Origin of the sequence: Spirosoma luteum DSM 19990, assembly GCF_000374065.1 — a bacterium.
In the GTDB taxonomy this organism is placed as follows: domain Bacteria; phylum Bacteroidota; class Bacteroidia; order Cytophagales; family Spirosomataceae; genus Spirosoma; species Spirosoma luteum.
Genome location: NZ_KB893245.1, coordinates 143,693 through 170,044, shown reverse-complemented (window position 1 = coordinate 170,044; position 26,352 = coordinate 143,693). Strand labels below are relative to the sequence as shown.

At 50.8% G+C, this 26,352-nt stretch carries 22 protein-coding genes; 10 read left to right on the top strand and 12 right to left on the bottom strand.

Annotation, left to right across the window (positions count from 1 at the left end; translation table 11 throughout):
* The first annotated feature begins 60 nt into the window (after window positions 1–60).
* The 3 genes from gltX (at window position 61) to B156_RS0100690 (ending at window position 2,871) form a co-directional block, all read left to right on the top strand.
* Window positions 61–1,602, top strand: a complete 1,542-nt coding sequence (gene gltX, locus B156_RS0100700) for a glutamate--tRNA ligase (protein ID WP_018617682.1) — start codon at window positions 61–63, stop codon at window positions 1,600–1,602.
* Between the two features lie 59 nt (window positions 1,603–1,661).
* The gene (locus tag B156_RS0100695) at window positions 1,662–1,949 is read left to right on the top strand and encodes a hypothetical protein (RefSeq protein WP_018617681.1); all 288 of its coding nucleotides are present in this window, start codon (window positions 1,662–1,664) and stop codon (window positions 1,947–1,949) included.
* Window positions 1,950–2,091: 142 nt separating this feature from the next.
* On the top strand, window positions 2,092–2,871 hold the full coding sequence (locus tag B156_RS0100690) for a TIGR00266 family protein (protein ID WP_018617680.1): 780 nt from the start codon (window positions 2,092–2,094) through the stop codon (window positions 2,869–2,871).
* 159 nt (window positions 2,872–3,030) lie between these two features.
* On the opposite strand, the gene B156_RS0100685 is transcribed toward B156_RS0100690, so the two are convergent.
* The 3 genes from B156_RS0100685 to B156_RS0100675 are packed head-to-tail and all read right to left on the bottom strand — an operon-like array spanning window position 3,031 to window position 6,023.
* Window positions 3,031–3,693 carry an alpha/beta fold hydrolase gene (locus B156_RS0100685; RefSeq protein ID WP_018617679.1) on the bottom strand — a complete coding sequence of 221 codons (663 nt, stop codon included), beginning with the start codon at window positions 3,691–3,693 and terminating at the stop codon, window positions 3,031–3,033.
* A gap of 36 nt (window positions 3,694–3,729) precedes the next feature.
* Window positions 3,730–4,539, bottom strand: a complete 810-nt coding sequence (locus tag B156_RS0100680) for an SDR family NAD(P)-dependent oxidoreductase (RefSeq protein WP_018617678.1) — start codon at window positions 4,537–4,539, stop codon at window positions 3,730–3,732.
* A complete protein-coding gene (locus B156_RS0100675; RefSeq protein ID WP_018617677.1) occupies window positions 4,536–6,023 on the bottom strand; it encodes a flavin-containing monooxygenase in 1,488 nt (495 codons plus the stop codon). The genes B156_RS0100680 and B156_RS0100675 overlap by 4 nt, the downstream gene beginning before the upstream one ends.
* Before the next feature lie 345 nt (window positions 6,024–6,368).
* Between B156_RS0100675 and B156_RS0100670 the strand changes: the two genes are divergently transcribed.
* From B156_RS0100670 to B156_RS0100655, 4 genes are all read left to right on the top strand, one after another.
* Window positions 6,369–6,659: a hypothetical protein gene (locus B156_RS0100670; protein ID WP_018617676.1), complete on the top strand. Its 291-nt coding sequence runs from the start codon at window positions 6,369–6,371 to the stop codon at window positions 6,657–6,659.
* A 136-nt stretch (window positions 6,660–6,795) separates the two neighbouring features.
* Window positions 6,796–7,389 (top strand): gliding motility lipoprotein GldD, encoded by a 594-nt coding sequence (gene gldD, locus B156_RS0100665; protein WP_018617675.1) that lies wholly within the window; start codon window positions 6,796–6,798, stop codon window positions 7,387–7,389.
* Between the two features lie 4 nt (window positions 7,390–7,393).
* The gene (locus B156_RS0100660; protein WP_018617674.1) at window positions 7,394–7,810 is read left to right on the top strand and encodes a c-type cytochrome; all 417 of its coding nucleotides are present in this window, start codon (window positions 7,394–7,396) and stop codon (window positions 7,808–7,810) included.
* A 63-nt stretch (window positions 7,811–7,873) separates the two neighbouring features.
* A complete protein-coding gene (locus B156_RS0100655) occupies window positions 7,874–8,092 on the top strand; it encodes a Kazal-type serine protease inhibitor family protein (protein WP_157626908.1) in 219 nt (72 codons plus the stop codon).
* Here the strand turns inward: B156_RS0100655 and B156_RS0100650 are convergent.
* From B156_RS0100650 to B156_RS0100640, 3 genes are all read right to left on the bottom strand, one after another.
* Window positions 8,089–9,699, bottom strand: coding sequence for an acyl-CoA carboxylase subunit beta (locus B156_RS0100650; protein WP_018617672.1), 1,611 nt, complete (start codon window positions 9,697–9,699; stop codon window positions 8,089–8,091). The two genes, B156_RS0100655 and B156_RS0100650, sit on opposite strands and share 4 nt — an antisense overlap.
* A gap of 37 nt (window positions 9,700–9,736) precedes the next feature.
* The gene (locus tag B156_RS0100645) at window positions 9,737–10,735 is read right to left on the bottom strand and encodes an MlaD family protein (RefSeq protein ID WP_018617671.1); all 999 of its coding nucleotides are present in this window, start codon (window positions 10,733–10,735) and stop codon (window positions 9,737–9,739) included.
* Between the two features lie 164 nt (window positions 10,736–10,899).
* Entirely contained in the window at window positions 10,900–11,739 is an 840-nt protein-coding gene (locus B156_RS0100640; RefSeq protein ID WP_018617670.1) for an N-acetylmuramoyl-L-alanine amidase family protein, read from the bottom strand.
* Between the two features lie 526 nt (window positions 11,740–12,265).
* Here B156_RS0100640 and B156_RS28695 point away from each other — a divergent pair.
* From B156_RS28695 to gldG, 3 genes are all read left to right on the top strand, one after another.
* Window positions 12,266–15,826, top strand: coding sequence for a putative LPS assembly protein LptD (locus B156_RS28695; RefSeq protein WP_018617669.1), 3,561 nt, complete (start codon window positions 12,266–12,268; stop codon window positions 15,824–15,826).
* Window positions 15,827–15,935: 109 nt separating this feature from the next.
* Entirely contained in the window at window positions 15,936–16,184 is a 249-nt protein-coding gene (locus B156_RS0100630) for a hypothetical protein (protein WP_018617668.1), read from the top strand.
* A 53-nt stretch (window positions 16,185–16,237) separates the two neighbouring features.
* Window positions 16,238–17,935, top strand: coding sequence for a gliding motility-associated ABC transporter substrate-binding protein GldG (gene gldG, locus B156_RS0100625; RefSeq protein ID WP_018617667.1), 1,698 nt, complete (start codon window positions 16,238–16,240; stop codon window positions 17,933–17,935).
* Window positions 17,936–17,938: 3 nt separating this feature from the next.
* On the opposite strand, the gene B156_RS0100620 is transcribed toward gldG, so the two are convergent.
* The 6 genes from B156_RS0100620 to B156_RS0100595 form a co-directional block, all read right to left on the bottom strand.
* Window positions 17,939–19,603, bottom strand: coding sequence for a complex I subunit 4 family protein (locus tag B156_RS0100620; protein ID WP_018617666.1), 1,665 nt, complete (start codon window positions 19,601–19,603; stop codon window positions 17,939–17,941).
* 42 nt (window positions 19,604–19,645) lie between these two features.
* A complete protein-coding gene (locus tag B156_RS0100615) occupies window positions 19,646–21,553 on the bottom strand; it encodes an NADH-quinone oxidoreductase subunit 5 family protein (protein ID WP_018617665.1) in 1,908 nt (635 codons plus the stop codon).
* A 134-nt stretch (window positions 21,554–21,687) separates the two neighbouring features.
* A complete protein-coding gene (nuoK, locus tag B156_RS0100610; protein ID WP_018617664.1) occupies window positions 21,688–21,999 on the bottom strand; it encodes an NADH-quinone oxidoreductase subunit NuoK in 312 nt (103 codons plus the stop codon).
* Window positions 21,986–22,543 carry an NADH-quinone oxidoreductase subunit J family protein gene (locus B156_RS0100605; RefSeq protein ID WP_018617663.1) on the bottom strand — a complete coding sequence of 186 codons (558 nt, stop codon included), beginning with the start codon at window positions 22,541–22,543 and terminating at the stop codon, window positions 21,986–21,988. The genes nuoK and B156_RS0100605 overlap by 14 nt, the downstream gene beginning before the upstream one ends.
* On the bottom strand, window positions 22,544–23,797 hold the full coding sequence (locus tag B156_RS0100600) for a 4Fe-4S dicluster domain-containing protein (protein ID WP_026260502.1): 1,254 nt from the start codon (window positions 23,795–23,797) through the stop codon (window positions 22,544–22,546).
* Window positions 23,798–23,847: 50 nt separating this feature from the next.
* Complete coding sequence (locus B156_RS0100595) at window positions 23,848–26,268, bottom strand: alpha-ketoacid dehydrogenase subunit alpha/beta (protein WP_026260501.1); 2,421 nt, start codon at window positions 26,266–26,268, stop codon at window positions 23,848–23,850.
* Window positions 26,269–26,352 lie beyond the last annotated feature (84 nt).

Here is a 26,352-nt window from a genome sequence, read left to right as displayed (position 1 = left end):
CTGATTAACCCTCTCTTTCTCATTCACTCTTTCATTCTTCCGCTCTTTCACTCTTTAAAAATGTCAATTCCCGTTCGCGTTCGTTTCGCGCCCAGTCCTACCGGTCCCCTACACATTGGTGGCGTGCGAACTGCGCTGTATAATTATTTATTTGCCCGGAAAATGGGCGGTAAAATGCTCCTTCGCATTGAGGATACCGACCAGAATCGCTTCGTGCCCGGTGCCGAAGACTACATTCTTGAAGCCCTCCGGTGGGTGGGTATCGAGATTGACGAAGGTCAGGGAACCGGTGGTCCCCACGCCCCTTATCGTCAGTCAGAACGCCGGGCTATTTATCAGAAAGAAGCCCAGCGCCTGGTTGATGAAGGCAAAGCCTATTACGCGTTTGATAGTGCCGACGAACTGGATGCGATGCGGAAACGGCTCGAAGAAGCCAATGCCCCGGCGGCTCAGTACAATGCCATTACCCGGATGCAGATGCGTAACTCACTAACCATGAAGGCCGACGACCTGCGCGCCCGTATGGAGGCTGGGGAGCCGTATGTAATTCGGCTGAAAACGCCCCGGAAGGAAGAAGTCCGATTAAATGACCTGATTCGCGGCTGGGTAAACGTCCATTCATCCGCTATCGACGATAAGATTCTGCTGAAATCCGACGGCCTGCCTACTTACCACCTGGCCAACATTGTAGACGACCATCTGATGGGAATTACCCACGTTATTCGGGGAGAGGAATGGCTTCCATCGGCACCGCTACACGTATTGTTGTACCGCTATCTGGGCTGGGAATCTACCATGCCGCAGTTTGCGCACCTACCCCTGCTACTGAAACCCGAAGGAAACGGTAAACTCAGCAAGCGTGATGCTGACCTGGGTGGGTTCCCAATTTTCCCTTTACAATGGACAGACCCGGTTACCGGACAGGTGGCCAAAGGATTTCGGGAAGAGGGGTATTTGCCCGAAGCCACGATTAATTTTCTGGCGTTGCTGGGCTGGAATCCCGGTACCGAACAGGAGCTGTTTACGATGGATGAGTTGATCGCCAGTTTCGAGTTGACGCAGGTGCATAAAGCGGGTGCCCGTTTTGATATTCAGAAGGCGCAGTGGTTCAATCATCAGTACATTCGTCAGCAATCCGATGCTTCCCTGGCTCCCGTCGTTCAGCAACAGGCCGAAGCCGCCGGTTTTGCCTGCCCGCTGGAGAAAGCCGAAAAAATTGCGGCCCTGCTAAAAGGCCGCGTCAATTTTGCTCAGGAGATTTTCACGGAAGCCGATACCATTTTCAACGCACCAACGGGTTACGACGAAGCTATCGCTACGGCTAAGTGGAACAACGACGCCGTGAAAGCCGTAACCGCTTTCCGGGATGCACTAATTCCATTCGAGGGAGAGTTTGTAGCCGAAAATATCAAATACACACTTTCCGATGCCATGACGCAGGCGGGCATCAAGCAGGGAAAAATCATGCAGGCCATGCGTCTGGCCCTGACCGGTTCCGGTGCTGGCCCTGACCTGATGCTGACGATGGAAATTATTGGGAAGCAAGAAACGATTAAGCGGCTGGAAGTAGCGATGGACAACCTGAAAGTGTTAACGAGCTAATTTTTAAACCTAAAAGGGCTTTTGTACCTTTTAGATTTATACGTCAAACACAACATACAATGGCTAAGAAAAAAGTTAACCCCGACGAAAACGATAAACCCCGTGTTCATAAAGAGCTGGAAGGGTTTGATATTCAGATTAACTCGTTCGGCGAAATCACGACTAGCTTCGACATCGACAAGATCAACCAGTTTCTAAACAAAACGGTCGACGATAAGAAACTACGTCACCGTACCGATCTGAATCTGAAAGGTACCCCGAAGCCTGATGATGAAGCCGAGGAAACGGCAGCAGACGATGATGAACTCATCGACGATAAGGATTTGCTGGACGATGACGATAAGTAGGTTTACATGGTAGCCTAATCCGCAAAAAGGCCCGACTGGGAAATTTTCGCACCGTTTGTCAGAAAACTACTGGATGAAATGCGTACGATTCCGTAGTTTTCGCTCGTAAAATCCAGACGATAAACGCTTAACGATTACTGCTATGTACTCACACGAAATCGACTACAAAATTATTGGCGAAGATATCCAGGTCGTCGAGATAGAACTGGACCCCAACGAAACCGTTATTGCCGAAGCGGGTTCTATGCTGTTTATGGAGGATGGCATCACGTTTGAAACCAAAATGGGGGATGGTTCCCAACCTGATCAGGGCTTTTTGGGCAAATTGCTTCAGGCGGGTTCACGAATGGTTATGGGTGAATCGTTATTTATGACGCACTTTACCAACCGGGGCATTGGTAAGCGGAAAGTAGCTTTTGCCGCTCCGTATCCCGGCACCATTATGCCCGTTAACTTGGCTAGTATCTACGGCAACACACTTATCGTTCAGAAAGACGCGTTCCTGTGTGCAGCCCTCGGCACTAAACTGAGTATTCAGTTCAATCAGCGGCTGGGAGCCGGTTTTTTCGGCGGAGAAGGCTTCATTCTGGAGAAAGTACAGGGTGATGGTATGGCGTTTATTCACTCCGGTGGGGTAGTCATTGAGCGGACACTGAATAATGAAACCCTTCGGGTGGACACGGGTTGCGTGGTTGGTTTTGAACCCAGCATCAACTTCGATATTCAGCGGGCGGGTGGCCTTCGAAGCATGGTATTCGGTGGTGAAGGACTGTTTCTGGCTACCCTTCGTGGTTCCGGGAAGGTATGGATTCAGTCGATGCCGATTTCGAAACTGGTACAGCGTTTAGCCCCTAATAGTGCCCAGAGCCATAAAGAGGGCGGCTCCGTTTTGGGGCAACTAGGAAATCTGTTTGAAGGATAAACCAACATCAAAAGAGCCGTTAGTAGCCCCTGGATTCTATACATCTTTGTTCGCAAAGCTCTGGTTGATTGCCTATACATACAGACATTCAGCCAAGGCTTCGTCGAAAATTCCAGGCTGGTAGTATTAACATACTGACGACATCTGGTCATGACACAATCAGGGAGTTAGAAAAGGACGGATAGCTTTAATAACTTCATTGGGGTGGGTAATCAGCGTAAAATGGTCGCCGGAAACGGTAGTTACGCGATTATCCGGATAACGAACAATCGTATCTTTTTCTGCGTGAATGACTACCTCTGGCTGGTTGTCAATCCGTTCTTCCAGCGGATTCAGAATAATCTGTAGTTGATTGATAACGTAGTCAGTCGGGCTGTCGATTAGGTGTTGGAACACTTCGCCAAAGATTTGAGCGGAGGGTTTGTTCCGGTAGCCCAGCCGCAGCAGGAGTCGTTTGTTGAACTGATTCAAGTACCAGCCCTTTCGAACCAACCAATAAATGATCGCTGGATTTTTGACCAGTCGTACCACCTTTTCCGGATTAGTCCAGGACGCAATCTGCACAATTGAACAGCCGGTTAGATGCTTGATGGCATAAGCGGTCCAGCCACCCATAGAATGCCCAATCACCCAGTCTGCTGATGTTATATGGTGCTGGTCGATCAGCATCCGGGCGTACCCGATGGCGGTGAGCAGAGGTATGGGCTGGTTGTCCAGCAAATCTGAATTCTCAATAAACAGGTGTTCGCCCGGCAGTTGTGGGGCTATTTGACTGAATATGTATTGTGTTTCGCCGAAACCGGGAATAAAAATCAGTCGCATAGGGGTCGTTTTTAGGAATTAGACTTACCAGCGGTATCATTCTCGTAAAAGCTTTTTCATGGCCTGCCAGTATCCCACAGGCATAAGTCGTTCGAGCCACGCAATCACCCTGGCATCGGTGCCCACCATAACCCGAGCGCGTCGCTGTTCGATACCATTCACGATGATTTCGCCGGCCCGTTCTGGTGGCATTCGCAGCATTTTTTCCTGAAGTGCCTGCTTCTGACGAATTACTTCCGGACTGGTTCCCGCCGGTACCCGCGCATTCCGGGCAATAGCCGTAGCCACCCCACCCGGATGCACCACCGTTACCCCGATAGACGTGTTTTCTAGTTCGTGCCGCAGCGCGTTGGCAAATCCCCGAACGGCAAATTTACTGGCCGAGTACGCACTTTGCTCGGGGGGCGAAACGATACCGAATATGCTGGAGAGGTAAACAAGACGCGCTTCTTCGCGCTGGTGCAGGTAGGGCAGGAACGCCCGGGTCATGCGCACCACCGCCAGAAAATTAATGTCAATGACCCAATCGAAATCGGTCTCACTCACTTGCTCAAAGGTGCCACCTACGGCCACTCCAGCGTTATTGACCAACAAATCAATGTATCCGTGAGCCGCTATAACCTGACCGGGAAGAGCATTCACTCCTTCGCGACTCGTTACATCAAGTGGGTGGCTGGTGACCCTCGTACCCATAGCCTGGACCTGGTGATGCGTTTGCTCCAGCGTCTTCGGATTGATGTCTACCAGGGCCAGGTGGCAGCCACGCCGGGCCAGCGACAGGGCAATAGCCTGGCCTATGCCGCTACCCGCGCCGGTAACCAAGGCCACTTTGTTGGTCAGGTTCATGGGAGTACGCCTTTCGGTCCAAAGTGTAATACGCCATCGGCCAGGCGGCCGAAGCGAATGGTAAGCATATCCTGTAGATAATTCTGGAACACACGCCACGGCCGACGGGAACCCTGTTTGGGTAGTAGCTCTAAGGCACGCTGCACGTAACCAGACGAAAAACTCAGCAACGGTTCGGGCTGTACGTCGTCCTGTCGACGCGGTACAACAATCGAGTAACCGTGGCGGTCCATGTACCGGAGCAGCCGACACACGTAGCCCGCTGTTAGGTCAGTTTTCAACGTCCACGAAGCATTGGTATAGCCGAAGGCAAGGGCGAAGTTAGGCACGTCGCCAAGCATCATTCCCTTATAAGCCATTAACTGATTCGGGCGGTAGACCTGCCCATCGACGGTTAGCGACATGCCTCCAAACAGGTTTATTTTCAACCCCGTTGCCAATACTACCACATCGGCCGGAAGCTCCAGACCCGATTTGAGCCGCAATCCCGTAGCCGTGAAACGATCAATTTCATCGGTAACTACGGATGCTTTCCCCTGGCTAATTGACTGAAAAAGGTCCCCATCCGGCACCACGCAAAGTCGCTGGTCCCACGGATTGTAATGTGGGCTAAAATGCGTGTCGACATCATAGTCCGGACCAAGCTGTTTAGCCGCCATATTCACAATTCGCCGTTTCATTTGCTTAGGATACCGGCGGGTTAACTTGTACGCGGCCATACTCAGCAGCAGATTTTTCCAGCGCGTGAGCCCATAGGCTAACCGCTCAGGTAGATAACGCCGTAGGCGGAGTGCAATTGCATCTTGTCCGGGCAGCGCTACCACATACGTGGGCGACCGCTGCAACATGGTTACGTGCGCTGCCGACTGGGCCATAGATGGCACCAGCGTTACTGCGGTCGCTCCACTGCCAACGACCACTACCCGCTTGTTGGTGTAGTTCAAGGCCTGAGGCCAGAATTGCGGAAGAATAACCGCTCCTTTAAAGTCGGCTTCTCCGGTAAACTCCGGGCGGTATGCCTCTTCATAGCTATAGTAGCCACTGCACATATGCAGGAACCGGGTTTGTAAGGTATGGGCCACGCCCGTTAACAGATGAACGGCTTCAACACGCCAGCAAGCTTCCTGGCTCGACCAAAAAGCTCCTGTCACCTTATACCCGAAATGAATGTGGTTAACGATGCCACTTTCCCGGGCGGTTTCCTCAATGTATTGTCGGATGGATGCGCCATCGGCAATAGCTTTCGGGTTTTTCCAGGGCTTGAACCCGTACCCCAGCGTGTGCATATCCGAATCGGAACGAACACCCGGATAGCGGAAGAGGTCCCAGGTGCCGCCAATGGCTTCCCGAGCTTCCAGAATAGCGTACTTCTTGTTTGGGCATTGTTCCTGTAGCCAGTGAGCAGTGCCTATCCCGGACAGACCGGCCCCTACAATCAATACATCGAGCGGATTTTCCGGCTGAGGAAATTGGGCAGTAGCCATGAAATAGCGAGTGTCAGAATAAGCAGATAACCAGGAATCTGTTCGGTATTAGTCTGACAATTTACCCTATCTAGTTTGATTTGGCACGGTGAACTGTGGAAAATTTAGTAATGCCTTTTGGGAAAAGGATAGGCAGATGCAAGGATGCTGATAATAAATTTCAGTAGTCAATAAATGTATTGTTGGCGAAGTAGTTTCGGGACAGGCAAAAGACCCGCAAGGAAATTTGACAACTGAAGAAATTTCTATCCACTTATCTTTGTTGAACCCTAATAAGGAACGAAATCCCGCGATATCCGGCAATGTATCACCACAACCTGGTATCGCTTAACACAAACTATACGAATGGAAGTTATTTGCACCAACGACAATTTCCCCGCTCCCGTACTGGCCTTTTACGCGGAGTTTGGCATTCAGACGCCCAAACGTGATAAGATGTACACGGTACGCCAGGTAAAACGTCACACAACCGGCGAAACCGGAATCTTATTAAACGAAATAAAGAACCCCGATGTCCCGGTAAAGCATCCGGTAATGGGCGAAGTCTGGTTTGAACCCACATTCAACGTCAACCGCTTTGCTACCCTGATGGGGCAGCCCGTTCGGCAGGAGGAAATGGAAGACGTAAATGCGTAAGTGAACTCGATTGTAGAACGCAGAAGCCTGGTACCAAACAGCCAGGCTTCTGCGTTCATACATAGCCAGGAGGGCTACATCCCGCAACTATCAACTAATCTAAACCGGACGTAGCCGTCCAGACTACCCTGCATACGTGGTTAGGCTTTTTTTTGTACTACTTACTGGTTTCCTGCTTACTGCCTGTGGTAGTAACTCGTCGGAGAATTATATACCCAAACCGAAGGGATTTCCCCGAATCGATTTGCCAGTAGCCGATTATACACTCCTCGACCCTGCGTATCCTTATCAGTTTGAGTATAATAAAGCCGCCCGGATTCTGCCGGATACGTTTGCCCGGTCGGAACCAAACTGGATTTTCATTAACTATCCAACCTTTCACGCCAGCGTGCAGTTGACCTACAAACCCGTTCGTGGCGACATGAATCGGTTGAGAGCTATGCTGGAGGACTCCTATAAACTAGCGGCCCGACACAACATTAAGGCCTACTCGATTGAACAGCGGCAGATTCGGTTAAAATCGGGTCTGGAAGCCAGTGTAATTGATTTGTCGGGCGAAGTACCAAGCCAGGTACAGTTTGTGACGACGGACTCGACGACCCATTTTTTGCGGGGAGCTTTATACTTCAATACCGCTACCGAGAACGATTCACTGCAACCCGTCATTCAGTATATTCGTAAAGATATTATGCACTTACTCAACACATTAACCTGGAGAAAACAACCCTGAATTTATGAAAGCAATACTTACCCTCTTCGCCTGCCTGTTATTATCCGTTGGGATGGCACAGACCAAAAAACCGGCGGCAAAAACCGCCAAACCAGCCGCGACCAAATCGCCGGGCCAACTCGTATACGAACAGAATTGTCTGACCTGCCACCAGGCCAGTGGCTCAGGTGTTCCTAACCTTAATCCGCCTTTGCGCGGAACCGACTGGGTATTAGGGGATAAAACCAGGCTCATCAACGTGGTATTGAAGGGATTGCAGGGCCAGGAAATCGAAGGCGACATGTACGATAATGCGATGCCCGCCCACGCCTTCCTGAATGACACTCAGATTTCGGATGTACTAACCTACATACGAAGTAATTTTGGCAACAAAGCCGATGCCATCACGGCAGAGGAAGTAAAGGCCCTTCGGGAGAAGTAAAAAATTGCCTTTAGTTTCCAACCATTCGTTTTCAGCCTGGGTCATGGCTTGAAAGAGAAAGCTGTGAGAAACTTGCTGATATTACTTTTCTGGCTCGGCATTGGAGCCGGATGCCATAAGGAAATTGACCCGAATTGCGTAGAAAAACCGGCTGACGGCCGTGCCTGTACGTTTATATACCAGCCTGTATGTGGCTGCAATGGTAAAACATATGGGAATGCCTGCATTGCTGCTACGGTGGGTATCAGCGTTGTGAAACAGGGAGAATGCGGTAATGACTAAGTCTGAATCACCCCTACTGAATACGCCTTTGTGATAGGGGCGTGATTGGCAGCAGCAATACCTTCCGACAGTATCTGACGGGTCTGAAGTGGGTCGATAATAGCATCGACCCAAAGACGGGCGGCTGCAAAGTAAGGAGATAACTGCGCGTTGTACTGATCGGTAATCTTATCCAGTTGCGCCTGTTCTTCATCCGGGGTCATTGGTTGACCTTTTGCCTTTTGCGCCGACACCTGAATTTGAAGTAACGTTTTTGCGGCCGAGGCACCACTCATTACAGCCATTTGCGCCGTTGGCCAGGCCAGCATCAGGCGAGGGTCGTAAGCCTTGCCACACATGGCGTAATTACCTGCGCCATAACTGTTTCCAATAACCACCGTAAACTTAGGCACAACGGAATTGGCCATGGCGCTTACCATTTTGGCTCCGTCTTTAATAATGCCGCCCTGTTCTGCCCGGCTACCCACCATAAAGCCCGACACATCCTGCAAAAACACCAGCGGGATCCGCTTCTGATTACAGTTCATAATGAACCGGGCAGCTTTATCGGCCGCATCGCCGTAGATAACCCCCCCCATCTGCATCTCCGTTGGTTGACCGGTACGCCCTTTTGCTTTTACTACTTTGCGCTGATTAGCCACAATGCCTACCGCCCAACCGTCAATACGGGCGTATCCGCACAAGAGCGTTTGGCCGTAATCCGGTTTATAGGCATCAAACGCCGAGTTATCCACCAGCCTATCCACAACTTCCTGCATGTCGTAAGGTTTGACGCGGTCGGCGGGTAGTATCTGGAAAATATCCTGGGGATTTTTAGCGGGTAGGGCAGGCACTGCCCGGTCGAAACCCGCCGTTTGGTGGTGGCCCAGTTTATCAAAAATGCGTTTGATGGCATCCAGACAGCTTTTATCGTCGGGGTATTTATTATCGACCACCCCAGAAATATCCGTGTGGGTCGTTGCTCCCCCAAGCGTTTCGGCATCGACGTCTTCACCAATCGAAGCCTTCACCAGATAGGGGCCCGCCAGAAAAATGGACCCTGTGCCTTCTACAATCAAACTCTCGTCCGACATGATGGGAAGGTAAGCACCACCGGCCACGCAACTGCCCATGATGGCAGCCACCTGCAAAATTCCCATTGCCGAGAGGTGGGCATTGTTTCGAAACGTCCGGCCGAAGTGTTCTTTGTCGGCAAAAACCTCGTCTTGCAGGGGTAAGTAAACACCCGCACTATCCACCAAGTAAATGATGGGCAGGTGGTTCTCCATCGCTATTTCCTGCGCCCGAAGGTTTTTTTTGGCCGTAATCGGAAACCAGGCGCCTGCTTTCACCGTCGCATCGTTTGCTACCACTACGCATTGCCGTCCCGATACGTACCCAATACCCACAACAACACCACCGGAGGGGCAGCCGCCATGTTCGGCGTACATACCCTCGCCGGTGAACAGCCCAATTTCTACAAACGGCTTTTCGGAGTCGGTCAGGTAAGTAATTCGCTCACGGGCCGTTAATTTACCCTTCTTGTGCTGGGCATCAATTTTCCTTTGGCCTCCACCCAATTGGGTTTTTGTCGTGCGCTGAGCCAGTTCATCGAGCAGAGTTTGCATAGGGTCTTTTACGTAATGATGCGGTCAACGGTGATGGCTACCGTGCAGAGTCAGCCACCATGACTTTGGCTGGTGTCGCCAAAAATAGGGTGTCCGTTCCACCCGGTAACTCCTTGTTCTTACGACCAAACAGCGAGAAATGAACATAGCGTTTTGGATTTTCGCGCAGGTCACGTAATAGTCGCTCCATGCTCATGGTAGTGGCATTCACGTTCCGGTAAAGGGCTTCGTCAGAAGCCAGTTTCCCTAACGAACCACGGCCATCGCTTATATCGCTCAGCATCCGTTGCAGATTCCCCACCGTTTTATTCACCGTAAGCAACGTCTGCTTCATCTGGAGCCCCTGAAGGGAATCAGCAAACGTATCCATTTTAGTCAAAATTGGATTAAGCTGCTTCTCGGTCTCTGCCAGTGAATTTGCCAGATTAGTTACACTGGCAAGGGTAGCCCGCAAGCCAGCCCTGTTTTCGGAAACAGTCAAGTCGAGCGTTTTCATACCCGCATCGGCGCTGCGGAGAGTCTGTTTTAATACTGCCCCTGTCTGGTCGAACTGAGCCACAACCCGGTTCAACTGATAGGTAAGTGAGTCTACGTTATTCAGTACGGGGAGGGTTTTTTCCCGGATTAGTGAGGTCAATCCCGTTTCTTTTGTGCCTATCAGCATACCGCCCTCTTCCAGTTCCGGCTGGCCAGCCTTGATACTCAGCAGAATCTCTTTGCCACCCAACAGCCCGTTATCAGCCAGAATCGCTTCTGTGCCTTTTGTTACCCGGATGTTCTTGTTGAGGTCCAGTGTAACCAGCAGCTTGTTGTTCTTATCCTGCAAGATTTCGATGGTCTTCACCCGGCCAACCGATAAACCATTAATCCGAACCGGATTAGAAGCGGTCAACCCATCAATATTATCGTAAACAACCTGGTATGTGTGATTGGAGGAAAAAAAATCAGATCCTTTCAAAAATCGAAACCCGAAATAGAGCATCATCAGCGAGACAACAGCCAACAAGCCTACTTTTACTTCCTTAGAAACTTTCATGCGTGTGTGATGGTAAGTTGCCTGTAAGGCATTACCATTCCGTTTGGTTATTGGTATAACCAACTTTCGGGATTGTTTGTCTCAAAAATCGGTGGTTTTCGTATGAGTGGTTGTGCAGAAGGCCGCAAGATAATGGCGCTAAAAACATGCCAGGGTTGTGCCGATTACCCTCCCGCTTCAATTTCCTCTTTGTAACGGTCAAATGCTTTGTAGATAGCCTCCGCGATTTCTTCCTGCCCATCGCCGGATCGAAGGAAATCTTCTTCGGCAGGGTTGGTCAGGTAGCCACTTTCAATCAAAACGCTGGGCATCGTTGCTTTCCAAAGCACAATAAAGCCGGCCTGTTTTACGCCGTTGCTTCTACGCTCCGCATTACGCCGGAAGCTTTGCTCTATTTTTTGGGCGAAGTTGATGCTGCTCCCCATAAAGGCGTGCTGATAATTGGCCAGCATGATGGTGGCCAACGGCGAATTGGGGTCAAAGCCTTTATAGGTTTGCTGGTAATTTTTTTCCTGCAAGATTACGGCGTTTTCACGCCGGGCAACGTCCAGATTTCGTTCCGTTCGATGCAGCCCCAACGTATATGTTTCGGTGCCATGTACCTGACTACTTGATGGACTGGCATTGCAGTGAATAGAAATAAATAGGTCGGCCCGGTTTCGGTTGGCAATGGCACCCCGCTCGTATAAATCAACAAAATGGTCGGTTGAGCGGGTGTAGATTACCCGAATATCCGGGTGGTTACGCTTTATTTTCCGGCCCAGTTGCAGGATAAGCTCAAGGTTGATGTTTTTCTCTTTAACGTACCGTCCATGCGTGCCAGGGTCTTTTCCGCCATGACCAGCATCGAGTACCACCGTTCGAAGTTGATTAGGTATGCTTTGGGGCTGATTCGTCTCCTGGGCTTCGGCCCGGCGAATAGTGTCCTGAGTCAGGCCATCAACTAAAGAAACTGGTGTTTTTAGTGCGAGTAAAGGCAGCACTGCCAACACCAGAGTTTTCATTATTCCGGGAGTTGGATAACGCATCAGTTTAATAATTTTTAACAGCGGAAAACGTTTCAAAGCGGTAGTAGAATTGCGGTTCGTGGATACCTTTGTAAGTCATAGACTTAACGATATATTGGCAAATATAATTTTTTTAATAAACTCAAAAAAAGGATACTTTATTTTGTGGCACTTACTTACACGAACAAGCAGAATGAGTGCAGCGTTTTGCGTTGCCTTATTCTTCATCACGTTGAGTGCCGCGGGTCAGAGCAAACCATCATCTACTACTACCACACCTAAACCAACCCGAACACCTCAGGAGAGCGAGTTGGAGCGTGAGCTTAACCGCCCTAACGCCGTCCCCGGCCGACTGGGCCCTTCTCCATCCAACAAGAACACCGTACCGACTAATACCATACCACCTGCTGATGTACCAGCTCGCCCACCCAACGTAGTAGTTCGTCCGCCAAATGCTGATTCCCTCCTGATACAGAAAGTAATCGCTACGGGCGACTCCATCCGTTTAGCAGAACAGAGGCAGATGCAGGTTACGGGACTGGTACCTAAACGTATACGACCAGTTCAGGTGCTTATTCTGCCGGTTTCGATTAACCTGGTTAAGCCTATAGCCATTATTCCGGTTAATATTGACTCGATACGCGTTGCGGCCAATGCTTTCGGTCAACGCGAATTGACCAGTGCAATTAAAGTTTCCCCGCTACAACCCAGGGGCGTGCGAACCCTTTCGGTGCCATCAACCACCAGGCTAACCCGTTCCGTTGGCACCATCCAACCCGTTGCCATCAACAAAGATTCGATTTTGACCGCCACGCGGAACGCCATCCAGCACGAATCAGTAAAGGAGATTCGGGTTGGTCGTGTACTACCAAAACAGGTTCGTACTCCGCGTCCCAAACCCGTTTCGTTGTCCCCGGGCCTGGTCAAACCGGTTGCCGTTCTTCCTTACACTCCCGTACGGGTTGCCGTTACAGATTCGGCCAAAACGGTTCCGTCCCCAAAGCCAGTGGCGGTAAAACCCGCACCGATTCCCGTTACTCCTTCTGTTGTTCAGGCTAAGCCGTTGCCTGTCAATCCGGCAAAGGGTGGTATTCCCCCGGCTACGGTACCCGCTCAGCAAGTGCCCTATTCACCACCTACGACCCCAATTAGCCCTACCCAACCCACAACGACTCCTGCTACCGACAAAAAAATTGCGGCCACTCCATCGAAGCCGGTGCTGACAAACCCTAAAGCAGTCAAGCCAGGTATTGTGTCGCCGAATATTGTCCGTCCGCAGAATCTAACGGCTACGGTTGCCACTATCGATTCCGTGCAAATTGATTCGGTAAAAACTACCGATGATTTTAAAACAACGGTCAATTATCAAGCCAAAGATTCTACCATCTACGCAGCTGATGGGCAGACAGTTGAGTTGTTTGGTGATGCCAGTGTCGATTACGGCGATATTTCGCTCAAAGCTGATTACATCCGCATGAATTACCTCACAAACGAGGTGTATGCAAAGGGGCGTTATGATTCAACGATACAAAAATTAATCGGTCGACCCATTTTCCAGGATGGCGAGGGAAAATACGACGCGAAAGAGATTCGCTATAACTTCAAGTCCCGGAAAGGACGGATTCAGGGCGTTATCACACAGCAGGGGGAAGGAAATATCAGGGGACAAACCGTCAAGAAAGACGACGAAGATAATTTGTACATCGGCAAAGCGATATACACAACCTGTAATCTGGCGACCCCACACTTTCATATCAACGCCAGTAAGCTGAAAGTTATTCATGGTAAACAGGTAGTGGCTGGTCCGTTCAACCTGGTTATCAATCAGATTCCGCTGCCTATTGGGTTACCCTTCGGCTTTTTCCCGTTTCCGAAGCAAAAGGAAATTGGCGTGTCCGGCATTATTGTGCCGCAGTATGGGGAAGAACCGAATGGGCGGGGATTTTACCTGCGTGATGGCGGTTACTACTGGGCTGTCAACGAAAATCTGGGTCTTCAATTTAAAGGGCAAATTTACTCGCGCGGGAGCTGGGGGCTGGGTTTATCGTCCGCCTACAACAAGCGATACCGGTATAGTGGAGGGGTAAACCTGCAATTCAACCGCAACCGCTCCGGCGACCGGGTCGATACCACGCAGAGTCCGCGCAACGACTTTTCCTTTACCTGGTCTCACTCACCGGTTCCCAGGGGCCGGGGGAGTTTTTCGGCTAACGTGAACGTGAGCAGCAATAGCTATAACCAGTTCAACTCCTATAATACCCAGTCCTACATTTCCAATGTGGCTGGCTCATCCGTGCAGTATAGCCGCAGTTTTGGGCAGTATGTGCGGGCGGGGGCCAACGTGCGGGTCAACCAGCAGTTCGGACAGGTAAACCAGCTAACGGGGGTTCGGGAAAATGGCAAGACCGACGTATCGACCGATTTCAACTTTGGTCTCAACCAGATTTCACCCTTCGCTCTCAAAGGTGGTTCGGGCCGCTGGTACGAAAGCTTCCGGGTCGGGCTGGATGTGAGTGGGTCTTTTAGCGTGAATAATACCATTCGGCGGCAGATTGACACGACCGGACTTGGCTTTCCGGTTGTTACTAATTTAACAACCATCAGTAGCCTTCAGCGCATTCAGGATAGTATTACCCGGGCCACTAATCTTCGGCTGGGTATTGTGCAGGCCGATCCGAACCTTATTGCGTTTAGCCTGGCCAATGCCAGTCAGATTTATGCAAACCGCGTGGTGCAGGCCCGGTATAGTATTCCCATTTCGCTGCCAAACATCAAGCTGTTACGGTACATAAACGTTACGCCGGGCTTCTCGCTTCAGGGCAATATATACGGCAAGAAGTTAAACCCCGACCTGGCGTATAACGCCACCCATAACGACGTAAAGATTGACACCATTCGTGGTTTCTTCCCGTCCTATAACTTCTCGGTCAATGCCAGTATGAATACCCGTTTCTACGGCACGTATTTCATCCGCAGTAAGCGGATTGAAGCCATTCGGCACACCGTTGCCCCCTCCGTTTCATTCAGTTACGTACCTGACTTTACCAACCCTTCATTCGGCCAATTCTTTGTACTGGATGCGAAAGGAGCACTAGCCAATTTGCCCCTCTACCGCCGGACCATTTCCGTATTCCGGGGGGTGGATGGGAGCGGGAGTAGTAGTGGTGCATCAAGCACGCAGTCGGCGTTTATCTCATTTGGGATAGTCAATCAACTGGAAATGAAAGTCCGGACCCGGAGTGATTCGGCGGGGCAGGAGTTCAAAAAGATTCCAATTTTTGATAACCTAAGCCTCAACGGAAGTTATAATCTACTGGCTCCCGACTATAAGCTATCCCCCATTGCCGTCAGCGCCAACACGCAGATTTTCAAGAACATCAGTTTCAACTTCTCCTCCACCTTCGACCCCTATGCGTTCCGGGCCTACGGGGGTACGGCTCAATACTACTTTCCTACCACGACCAGTATGTTAACGCCCCTGTCTTATTCGCCTTCCATACAGGCCCTGAATGCTGAAGTACCCTACGTCAATCAGCAGTTCATACGGGTACCTAATCTGTATGCGTTTCAGGCTGGACAAGGACTGCTCCGCCTGACCAATTTACAAGCGTACCTGAGCGCGCGGTTTGCTCCCAAGCAGGGCAAAAAACCCAAAACAAGCCCGAACGCATCGGATGCTACGATGAAAGCCATTAATAACAACCCGGAATTATACGTTGACTTTAATGTGCCCTGGTCCATGAACGTCAGCTATACATTTGGTCTGACGAAGTTGACGCCCGAACAATCGCAGGTAATACAGGCACTGACCCTAACGGGTGATTTGAGCCTGACGCCCAAGTGGAAGGTAACCATCAACACTGGGTATGACTTCGTGTTTAAAAGCCCAACGCTAACGACCATCGGAATAAACCGCGACCTGCACTGCTGGGAGATGGCGTTTAACTGGACACCCTATTCGGGGAATAATTTCCGCTCCGGCAACTACTCCTTCGATCTGCGGGCCCGGTCATCTATTTTGCAGGAACTTAAGCTGAGCCGACGCAGGAGCTTCTACGATAATGGTGGATTTTATGGTCGGTAACTGGAAGTCTCAGGGTTGACATCGTGACCAAAAGCAATCTGAAAGTCTTAAAAGCAGTATTTTGCCAGTACGATCATGTTTGCAATTACCCACCTTTAAACGAACACCCATGACTGACTACGAAAAACGATGCCTGGATGAACTGGACGCGAAAGCTGATTATTTACTGGCCCGGCAAGATGAGCAGGACGTGCAAATGAAGCATATGATTGCCCGGTTAGTGTTTTTGGAAACGCGCCTGCATCGGCTCATGCAGGAGCTCGACATTGACCCGGAGCTTATTGAATCCCTGCAAACGATTAAAAACGACGCCAGGGCAATAAACATGGCCCAAATTCCTTTTCAGCAGTTGAACTGAAGAAAACCAGCGCCCAAGGGTATAGGATAAGGCGTTCTTTCGTTATAGTCCGTATGAAATCTTCTCTTCTGCGAACGCTTACTATCATTGCTGCCCTGGTGGTCGTTAATGTACTGTCGGCGTTCGTTTTTTTTCGGCTCGACCTCACGCAGGAAAAACGATTTACGCTTTCCGAAGCCACGCAACGCCTGCTGGCTAACCTGCCCGACGATGTCCATATTGACGTTTACCTGACGGGTGATTTACCGCCCGGATTTAAACGGCTCGAAAATGCGGTTCGCGAAACACTGGACGGATTTCAGGCCCGGCGTGGACTCGCAATAGCTAACCGGAAAATCACGTATCGGTTCATAAACCCGGACGACGTTACCAATACTGACGAGAAGAACAAACTGATTGATAAACTCCAGCAAAAGGGTTTGCTACCTACCAACCTCTACGCGAGTGAGGGCGGAAAACGGACGGAGAAACTGGTTTTCCCGGGGGCTATTGTTTCCTACAAAGGCCGGGAAACCCCCGTTCAGTTCTTAAAGGGCAACAAGACTGCTACGGCGGAGGAGCAGTTGAATCAATCCTACGAAGGCGTTGAATTTCAACTGGCTTCGGCCATCCAAAAACTTACCCAAACCAAAGAAGACCGCAAACGGGTTGGCCTGCTGTACAGCCACACCAACGTGCCCCCTTCCCGTTTTTCTGACCTGCTGGCTTCCGTGCAGCAGCAGTATGATTTGTTCTTTATCGACATGGCCAAGCCCGGTCCTATTACGGGTCTTGATCTGGTCATCGTTCCTAAACCTGACAGTGCTTTTTCGGAAGAAGAAACTTTTAAGCTGGACCAGTTTGTCGTCAATGGTGGACGGGCCTTGTTTTTTGTCGATGGGCAACGGGTCGATAGTGTTAATAACCAAGGCACCTACGCCCAACCCTTAAGTCTGAATCTCGATGACTTATTTTTCCGCTGGGGTGTTCGCGTCAACCGCGACGTTGTAAAGGATTATTACTGCGCGGCTATTCCGCTTAACGTCGGTAATCTGGGAGACAAGCCCAATATTCAATTGGTACCCTGGCGGTTCTACCCACTACTCAACAATTTCGGAACATCAGCTAACCCTGTTGTCCGTAATCTCGATGCCGTGCTGGGTAAATTCGTGAGTACACTGGACACTGTACGAGCAATGGGGGGAGACGGTCGGCTGATTCAGAAAACACCGCTGCTACTTACCTCCGCCTACACTAAAATCCTGAAAACGCCGGCTCTCATTTCGTATAACGAGGCCCGTCAGCAACCGGACCCCAGCACCTATACCGATGGAGCACACATCATTGGCTGTTTACTAGAAGGGAAATTTCAATCGCTGTTTGCCAACCGTATTTTCCCCGGCGACCCGCGAGCCAGTGGATTTAAGTCGGAGGGTGCGGCATCGCGTATCCTGATTTGCTCCGACGGCGATTTGATTATCAATGATGTCGATTACAAGCGTAATGCACCCTACCCGCTCGGCTTTGATCGCTACACGCGAAACACGTACGCCAATAAGGATTTCGCGCTGAATGCGATTGATTATTTAATCGACCCAAATGGTGTTATTGCCGCCCGATCCCGTTCCGTTACCCTGCGTCCGCTGGACAAAATTCGGGTCGATGCCAATCGAACTGGTTTGCAGTTGCTTAACCTGCTGGGACCGCTGGCACTGGTCGGACTTATTGGCTTCGTCTGGCAAGTTGTTAGGCGCAGCCAATACGGGCGCTAGCCACTATTCAACGGCGAACTTTACCAGCCATTGTGCTACTGTAGCACCGCTCAGATTAAAGATAAGATTCGGGAAAAGACCCAATCCTAGTGCCATTGCGCCCAAAGGAATCAACAAGGCTTTTTCACGAAAGGTCAGGTCGGTCAATATGCTAGTCCCTTCATGTCGGGACCAATAAGGTCCGAAAAACATTCGCTGGAGGGTCCACAGAAAGTAAGCAGCTGCCAGTAGAATACCCGTCGTCGCCAGAGCCGTAAGCCAGCCGGGCAGCCATGCCGATTGAAAGCCGCCCATGAGGGTAAACAATTCGCCCACAAATCCCGAAAAACCCGGCAACCCCAGGGAAGCAAAAAAGGCAATGGCCGTCAGAATGGTGTACTGAGGCATGGGCTGCATCAAACCCCGGTAGGAGTCGATACGCCGGTCGTGGGTGCGGTCGTACAGGACACCGGCCAGGAGGAAAAGCATGGCCGATAATACCCCGTGGCTAACCATCTGGTAGATAGCCCCGTTGACCCCTTCGGCTGTTAGAGAAGCCACTCCCAGCAGTACAAACCCCATGTGTGACACGGACGAATAAGCAATCATCTTCTTTATGTCGGACTGAGCCAGCGCATTTAAACCGCCATATACGATGGATAACACCCCTAACCCGGCCAGTATTCTGGCGTACTCAGCAGCTCCATCAGGGAAAAAGTCCCAAACGATTCGCAGGAAACCGTAACCGCCAATTTTGAGTAATACGCCTGCCAGCACGACCGATACGGGCGTTGATGCTTCTACGTGCGCATCGGGTAACCAGGTATGCACCGGCACGATAGGAAGCTTGATGGCAAAGCCAATAAAAATTACCCAAAAAGCCAGCAGGCGGGCTGGAAAGCCTAGTATAATGGGTTCAGCGGCAGGATTCAAAAAAGCACCGGGTAGGTAGTTCCCTCCGTCGGCCAGATAACGCATGTCGAACGTATGGACGATTTGGGCGGGGTTCAGCTGTCCATTTTGAAGGTACGTCTGTACACTCCGGACGACATCGACCGTTGCTTCCGCCGGGTTATTAATTAGCCCGGCCAGCACCGCCGTACTAACGGGGTCCATAACCGATAGGTACAGGCTAATCATAACCAGCAGAATCAGCAGCGAGCCGAGCAACGTGTACAGGAAAAATTTAATGGATGCATACTCCCGACGCGGCCCGCCCCACAGACCAATGAGGAAATACATGGGCAGGAGCATGAACTCGAAAAACAGAAAAAACAGGAAGAAATCAAGCGCAACAAAACAGCCCATGATTGTTCCCGTCAACAGCAGATACAGGGAGTAATAGGCTTTGAGCCGATGCGTTAGTTGCCAGGAAGCAACGACACCCACCAGCATGACTATAGCCGATAGAACAACCAGCGGCATACTTATTCCATCAATCCCAACCAGATAATCGATAGAGGCAACACCCAATCCGCCCAGGGGCAATGTTATCCAGTTAGCCTGCTCTACCAGCTGATATCCGGCAAGGGCTGTATCAAAAGACATGTACGCGGTTGCCACCAGGGCAACATCCAACACTGTAATTAGTAAAGCAATCCAGCGAAACGTTGCTTCCTGATTGTCAGGCAATAACGCGACAACCAGCGAGCCAAGTAACGGAAGCAAAATAAGTAGCGAAAGAATCATAGTTATCACGGGTAGTGCCACTTTATTGGGCTACCGGCATGCTTATAAAATCCACCAAAGTACAACTAACAACCCGACAACTGCCGCTGTAATATAAGACTGAATCCGGCCGTTTTGCACGGAACGCGTCAGGCTTCCTAACCGGCCTACCAACCAGACAATTCGGTTGACAAGACCATCGAGGCCCAGTTTATCGACAACGCGGGTAATATGCGCCAAAACAACTACCGATACGCCAAAACCATCAACCAGTCCGTCGACCACGCGATGGTCTGTCCGGTTAAGCAGGGCCGACAGTCTGAGTGTTGGCTTGATTACTAGGTGTTGATAAAAAAAGTCAAGGAAGCCGTACCGGAGCGAAAGCTGAACGACGCTGGAGTCGGAACGGGGGTCCTGTATCCGAAACCCAAGCCATCCACCCACTAGCACCAGAAAAATAGAAAGGGGAGCCATCCACCAGAAAGTGGTTTCCGTTGCTGACGGGAAAATCCGGAAAAACCAGCTTTCATGAGCGGAGAGTGGGTTTATGGAAAACCAGAATCCTACCGATAAAATCGCCAGCAAGACCACTGGTCCACGCATCAGCCAGTCGGGTTCGTGCGCCTGCGTTACCGGAATAAGTTCGTTTCGGTATTGACCAAAGAAAATGAGTCGCCACTGCCGGACCATATACAGAGCCGTTAATGCTGACGATAGTAAAAGCGACACCGGAACGAGGTATGCCAGGAAGGTCTTCTGCTCACCCGCCCAGCTAAAAGCTCCATTCAGCATGGTTTCTTTTGACAGAAATCCAGAGAAAAAGGGCAACCCAACCAGCGCGGCCGCACAAACGGTATAGGCCAGAAAGGTAGTCGGCAGAAAATGACGCAATCCACCCATCATTCGCATATCCTGCGTGTGTACGGCATGGATTACCGCGCCTGCACTTAAAAACAAGCCCGCTTTGAAACATGCATGAGTCAGCAAATGGAACATAGCGCCCTGCACGTTGCCAGTCCCCATGGCGGCTACCATCAGGCCCAACTGCGACACTGTGGAGAAAGCCAGTACCTTTTTGATATCTGTCTGGAACAGGGCTGAATAACCACCCCAAATGGTAGTTATCGTACCAATTAAAGCTATCACCATCAGCGCATCGGGTGAGAGCAGGGGGTGAATTCGGGCGAGAAGGAAGATACCCGCAGCAACCATCGTAGCCGCATGCAGCAGGGCCGATACCGGTGTTGGGCCCTCCATGGCATCGGGGAGCCAGGTGAGCAGTGGAAACTGCGCCGATTTACCCACGCAACCCATAAACAGGCACAACCCCAGCGCAGTTGGGGCTACGACAGCGCTACTATTGGCGGTCAGGAGTGCGAGGTCAAGCGTATCGAAGTAGTAATAAGTAAGGAAAATGCCAATAAGAAACCCAACATCGCCAACCCGATTCATTAGAAACGCTTTCTGGGCGGCTTTAGATGCTGCCGGGCGTTCGGTATAAAAACCAATCAGCAGATACGAGGCTAGCCCCACCAACTCCCAAAAAGCGTACATAACCAGCAGATTCCCCGCCAGCACGATACCCAGCATGGCACCAATGAACAATTGTAGATAGGCAAAATACCGGCTTAGCTTCGGCTCATCGTGCAGGTAGGATATAGAGTAAATCTGTACAAGTAACGCTACAAAATGAACCACCACCAGCATCAGAGCTGCCAACGCATCGACGTTAAAACTGATTGGGAACGATAAACCCGATAACGTAGCCCAGTCGGCCTGAATAGATAGTGCCTGTTTGGGGAGGTTTATAGCCAGCAGTACGGATAGAATAAGCCCGGTTGTAGTCAGTAAGATAGCCAGCGAACCCGCCACCCGACGGCTTACCAGTACCAAAACCAGAAAGCCCGCAAAGGGCAATCCTACTAAGAAAGCAGTAAGCAGGTGGAGTAGTTGGAAGGTATCAACGGGCATTCGTATTCGGGCAGAATTGGCCGCAAATATCCCGATTATCTGACAGGGAAGCAAATAGCCGTGTGCTTCGGCTTAAGCAGCTCTCTACGGATTATAGCCACACTCTTTGTCAGAAGAATTGGCGTGTAGTATAGTCATTGATTTAATTCGGTTAGTTCATCCAGCTGGGCCGTTCGGAAATGGCGGTAAACCTGGATAAGAATCGCCAGCGCAACGGCCGATTCGGCAGCCGCCACAACGATAACGAACAAAGCCAGCATCTGCCCCTGTATTCGGTCGGGGTCATATTGGCTGAAAGCGACGAGGTTAATATTCACCGCATTGAGCATCAGTTCAATACCCATTAGAACCACGATAGCGTGTCGTTTGAGCAGCACGACGGTCAGGCCGATGCAGAACAAAGCAGCCCCCACCAGCAAAAAAAGAAAACTATCAACGGGTTGCATATCGGGTAGGTTTAGCAAGCGGGGAAGCCAGGTACGTAGCCCCTACGAGCGCGGCAAGCAGTAGAATAGCGACCGTTTCGAAAGGGACAACGTATTCGGTCATTAGCTGCATCCCAATGGTATTGACGGTACTTTTCCACCCAACGGGCTGATTCAATAGTCTGAAATTTGCCCGGACCAACACCATAAACAAAGCCGCGAACAAACTCCCCGCCACCAGTGCACCAACAACCCAGGAGGAACCTGCCCCCCTGCGATTTGAGGAAGGGATACGGTTCTGTTGTTGATTACTAACGTCGGTAGACGAATCCGGTTTGTGGGTGAGCATCACCCCAAAAATCACCAGCACCAGTACGCCCCCCACGTATATCATTATCTGGGCAATAGCCAGGAAATCAGCACTGGACAGTACAAATAACCCGGCAGTACCCAGTAGGGTTAGCAACAGAAAAAAAGCTGCATAGAGCACATTACGGGTAACCAGAACCGCAAACGCGCCAATAATCGTCAGAGCCGCAAACGCGTAGAAGGCAAGTTGGAGCATTTATTCGTTTGTTTTGTGGCTGCTTTGAGTAGCCTCGTCTGGCTTTACTTTTGGCTTCATGGTAGGCCGAAAGGCAGGCGTTGGCTTCGGTGGTGCCACCGCTTCGGTGGGTGTCGTTGCGTCCATTTCTGGCTCATCACCCTTCGGAACCGACGGTTTCATGGTTGGTTTAAAGGCCGGTTTCGGTTTGGGCGTTTCGTTGGCAGCAGGAACATCGGGTTCTTTCGCAGCCGGTTTCATAGTAGGACGAAAACCGGCTGGCTTACCCGCTGATTTTGGAACTTCCTGTTCAGGCTCTCCTTCCACTTTGTCCTTATTTTTGGCAACGGGTGGTTTCATAGTAGGCCGGAACGCAGGCTTCGACGTTGCTAGCTTTTCAACTACAGCGGGCACATCCTTCACTACTTCATCCGTAGGCAGGCCTTCCGTTGCCGGGGCTGTCTCAAAAGTAGGGTGTTTCGCTGATTCCAGTCCTCCCTGCGCAATTCGCTCCATCTCGGTGGGAGTAGCATCTGTAGCCGGATTTTCAACAGTCGCTTCTTCCAAGCTGTCTTTGTTGAGTACCGGCTCGGCGGGTATCGGGGCTTTTGGCTTTGCCGTTGGTCGGAACGCGGGCCGTTTGGGTGCTTCCTTCGGAGGAACGGAATCTACCTCCGTAGCTGGAACTGCCGTTGCTTTAGCCGAAACCTGAGCCGCTTTTGCGGCTTCTTTTTCCTGTAAAAACTGCTCGTACAATATCCGCTTCTCGTCGGCCTGTTCTTTACTAAGGTTTGAGAACTCGTAAGTTAGTTTACCCAGTTCAAATTCGCTGTAGTCGAATTTCTTGTCCATCGTCAGGCACTCGGTTGGGCAAACGACGGTGCACAAACCACAGTAGCAGCACTTGGCCATGTCGATATCAAAGGCAGCTGCGTACAACCGAATGGGCGACCCGTCTGATGCGCGGCCGACCTCTTCCGTCGCTTTGATCGCATCGATGGTAATGCAGTCAACGGGACAAACTTTGGCACATTTGTCACACACAATACAATCCTCAATCTCGTTGCGGAGCCGATAGCGTCCGTTGTCGGGGATTGGTAACTGTTCGTACGGGTACTGCAACGTAACCAGACCATCCTGCAATTCGAAGTAGTTGTCACTGGCAACACCTTCGGGCGTGCGCCGTTTTGTGGCGTTCCGCAAGTGCCTGAGCGTGAGACTAAGCCCTTTGATTGACGTTAAAATACCGGTCTTTATGTCTTGGAAATATGACATGGTTGAGAGTAAACGAGCGAATAAATGTACACGTTAGATTCGCTCATTCGCTAAATTTTGGGAAAGCGTGCCGGCTCGACTTCGTTCATAAGCGCGTACACAGTCTCGATGACATCATCAACGTTAGGCTTGGAAAAATAATCCCCGTCAGAACCGTAGGGTGGCCGGTGTGCTTTGGCCGACAGGGTGCGCGGAGCAGAATCCAGGTAACGATACCCGTCCTGCCCTTCAATGACCTGCTGCATCATATAGGCTGACGCGCCACCCGGCACATCTTCATCGGCGAACAGCACCCGATTGGTTCTCCTGATGGATTCGGCAATTACATGATGCACATCGAACGGGAGAAGCGTCTGCACGTCAATAACTTCGACACTTATATTCATTTGCTCTAACTGGCTGGCCGCTTCCATAACAATCCGGCACATAGAGCCATAGGTAACAATTGTAAAGTCCGTACCCGAACGAAGCGTTTCCGGCACACCCAGTGGCACACAGAATTCGCTCAGATTATCTGGCAACAGTTCTTTGAGCCGGTACCCATTGAGCGACTCAATGAGCAGGGCCGGGTCGTCTCCTTTAATGAGTGTGTTATAAAAACCTACTGCCTGAGTCATGTTGCGAGGCACCAGGATGTGTAATCCACGCAGGCTACCCAGCATGGCCCCCAGTGGTGAGCCGGAATGCCAGATCCCTTCCAGTCGATGACCACGGGTGCGGATGATTAGTGGTGCTTTTTGCCCTCCTTTGGTGCGATAGAGCAACGTAGCTAAATCGTCGGTGAGCGTGGCCAACGCATAATAGATGTAGTCGAAGTACTGAATTTCGACAATAGGACGCAGCCCCCGCATGGCCATTCCTATCCCTTGTCCAATGATAGTAGTTTCACGAATGCCCGTATCCGTAATACGAATCTCGCCGAACTTTTCCTGTAAACCGGCAAAACCCTGATTTACGTCGCCAATCATGCCAACGTCTTCACCCAACGCCACCACACGCGGATCCCGGGTGAACAGGTTATCAAAATACCGCTGTAATATCTGATACCCATCCAGGGCCGGACTGTCATCCGTAAAATGTGCGGGAATGCCTTTCACCAGCATTGGCGAATCGGGCGACTCACTATACAGATGCGAACTATATCGTTCTTCATTATCGGCATTCGTCCGCTTCAGCCAGTCTGCTAACCGTTGTTTTCCGGTACTGGAATCGGTTCGAAGCAGCCGAAGAGCTTTCCGTACGGCCGAAACGGCATCCCGGCGAATTGGAGAGAATCCTTTTCGCAGCTCTTCCCGAATAGCCATCAACCCAGCCGATTTTGAATTATGGCGGGCGACCTGTTGAAGTAACTCAAGTGCGCTGTCAAAATCCGACTTCATGGATTGTTGAAATGCTTTCCACGCTTCGAGCCGGGCCAGCTTAGCCACTTGTTTTGCTTCCTCCTCAATGGTTTCCAGTTCTTCGGTGGTGGCATATCCATTTTCCAGGATCCATTGCCGAAACACCCGGTTACAATCATGCTCAACTTCCCAGGCCAACCGGTCTTTTGATTTATACCGCTCATGCGAACCCGATGATGAGTGCCCCTGCGGCTGCGTAAGTTCCTCCACATGAACCAGCACGGGCACCTGCTCTTCCCGGCATATATGCGCTGCCTGTTGATAGGTCTCCAGCAAGCCAATGTAATCCCAGCCTTTCACCGTAAATATTTCCAAGCCTTTGGCGTGGGTACCTTCGCTGGAATCATCCCGCTGAAATCCGGTTAATGCTTTGGATATGCTCCCCTTGACGGTCTGGTATTCAGTAGGAACAGAAATGCCATAGCCATCATCCCAAACGGAGGTCAGTAAAGGAACCTGTAGTACCGCAGCGGCATTCATGGTTTCCCAGAACATACCCTGCGAGGTAGAGGCATCGCCAATATTGGCAAAAACCACTTCATTGCCTTTTCGGGAAAAATTGGTTAAGCCCGCTAAATTGGGGTTATGGCGAAACAATTTTGACGCATACGCAAGTCCTACCGACCGGGGAATCTGCCCTGCCGTGGGCGAAATATCACACACGGAGTTATAGAGTTCGGTCTGATTACGCCAAAGTCCCCGTTCATCGAGCCAGCGGGTGGAAAAGTGCCCGTTCATAGAACGACCAGCCGTACTGGGCTCGGCTTTAACATCCGTATGCGCATAGAGTTGCGCGAAAAATTCCTGCCAGGTAAGCTCACCCAGAGCCGCTACAAAAGTCTGGTCACGGTAGTAACCCGAACGATAATCGCCCCGGTCAAAGAACCGTGCAGCTGCCATTTGAGCCAGTTCCTTTCCGTCACCGAATATGCCAAATTTCGCCCGACCTCCCATCACATCGCGCCGACCCAACAGACTAACCTGTCGGCTTTCGCAAGCCATTCGGTAATCTAACAGGATTTTTTCACGACTTAAAATATCAGTCGAGCGGAGTTGTTCGTTTGCTATCAAAACAGGGCTACGGATTGAAATCGTATAACAATCAATTTGTCAATGAAGCCGCTGGCAAGCCATTTATCGATTACCAAGCGAAAG

Coding starts and splice junctions, on each gene's coding strand:
- B156_RS0100620 (WP_018617666.1), bottom strand. CDS start 19,603: ATGATTCTTTCGCTACTTATTTTGCTTCCGTTACTTGGCTCGCTGGTT.
- B156_RS0100690 (WP_018617680.1), top strand. CDS start 2,092: ATGTACTCACACGAAATCGACTACAAAATTATTGGCGAAGATATCCAG.
- B156_RS0100650 (WP_018617672.1), bottom strand. CDS start 9,699: ATGCAAACTCTGCTCGATGAACTGGCTCAGCGCACGACAAAAACCCAA.
- B156_RS0100660 (WP_018617674.1), top strand. CDS start 7,394: ATGAAAGCAATACTTACCCTCTTCGCCTGCCTGTTATTATCCGTTGGG.
- B156_RS0100670 (WP_018617676.1), top strand. CDS start 6,369: ATGGAAGTTATTTGCACCAACGACAATTTCCCCGCTCCCGTACTGGCC.
- B156_RS0100685 (WP_018617679.1), bottom strand. CDS start 3,693: ATGCGACTGATTTTTATTCCCGGTTTCGGCGAAACACAATACATATTC.
- B156_RS0100605 (WP_018617663.1), bottom strand. CDS start 22,543: ATGCTCCAACTTGCCTTCTACGCGTTTGCGGCTCTGACGATTATTGGC.
- B156_RS0100600 (WP_026260502.1), bottom strand. CDS start 23,797: ATGTCATATTTCCAAGACATAAAGACCGGTATTTTAACGTCAATCAAA.
- B156_RS0100640 (WP_018617670.1), bottom strand. CDS start 11,739: ATGAAAACTCTGGTGTTGGCAGTGCTGCCTTTACTCGCACTAAAAACA.
- gldG (WP_018617667.1), top strand. CDS start 16,238: ATGAAATCTTCTCTTCTGCGAACGCTTACTATCATTGCTGCCCTGGTG.
- B156_RS28695 (WP_018617669.1), top strand. CDS start 12,266: ATGCAGGTTACGGGACTGGTACCTAAACGTATACGACCAGTTCAGGTG.
- gltX (WP_018617682.1), top strand. CDS start 61: ATGTCAATTCCCGTTCGCGTTCGTTTCGCGCCCAGTCCTACCGGTCCC.
- B156_RS0100675 (WP_018617677.1), bottom strand. CDS start 6,023: ATGGCTACTGCCCAATTTCCTCAGCCGGAAAATCCGCTCGATGTATTG.
- nuoK (WP_018617664.1), bottom strand. CDS start 21,999: ATGCAACCCGTTGATAGTTTTCTTTTTTTGCTGGTGGGGGCTGCTTTG.
- B156_RS0100615 (WP_018617665.1), bottom strand. CDS start 21,553: ATGCCCGTTGATACCTTCCAACTACTCCACCTGCTTACTGCTTTCTTA.
- B156_RS0100695 (WP_018617681.1), top strand. CDS start 1,662: ATGGCTAAGAAAAAAGTTAACCCCGACGAAAACGATAAACCCCGTGTT.
- B156_RS0100680 (WP_018617678.1), bottom strand. CDS start 4,539: ATGAACCTGACCAACAAAGTGGCCTTGGTTACCGGCGCGGGTAGCGGC.
- B156_RS0100645 (WP_018617671.1), bottom strand. CDS start 10,735: ATGAAAGTTTCTAAGGAAGTAAAAGTAGGCTTGTTGGCTGTTGTCTCG.
- B156_RS0100630 (WP_018617668.1), top strand. CDS start 15,936: ATGACTGACTACGAAAAACGATGCCTGGATGAACTGGACGCGAAAGCT.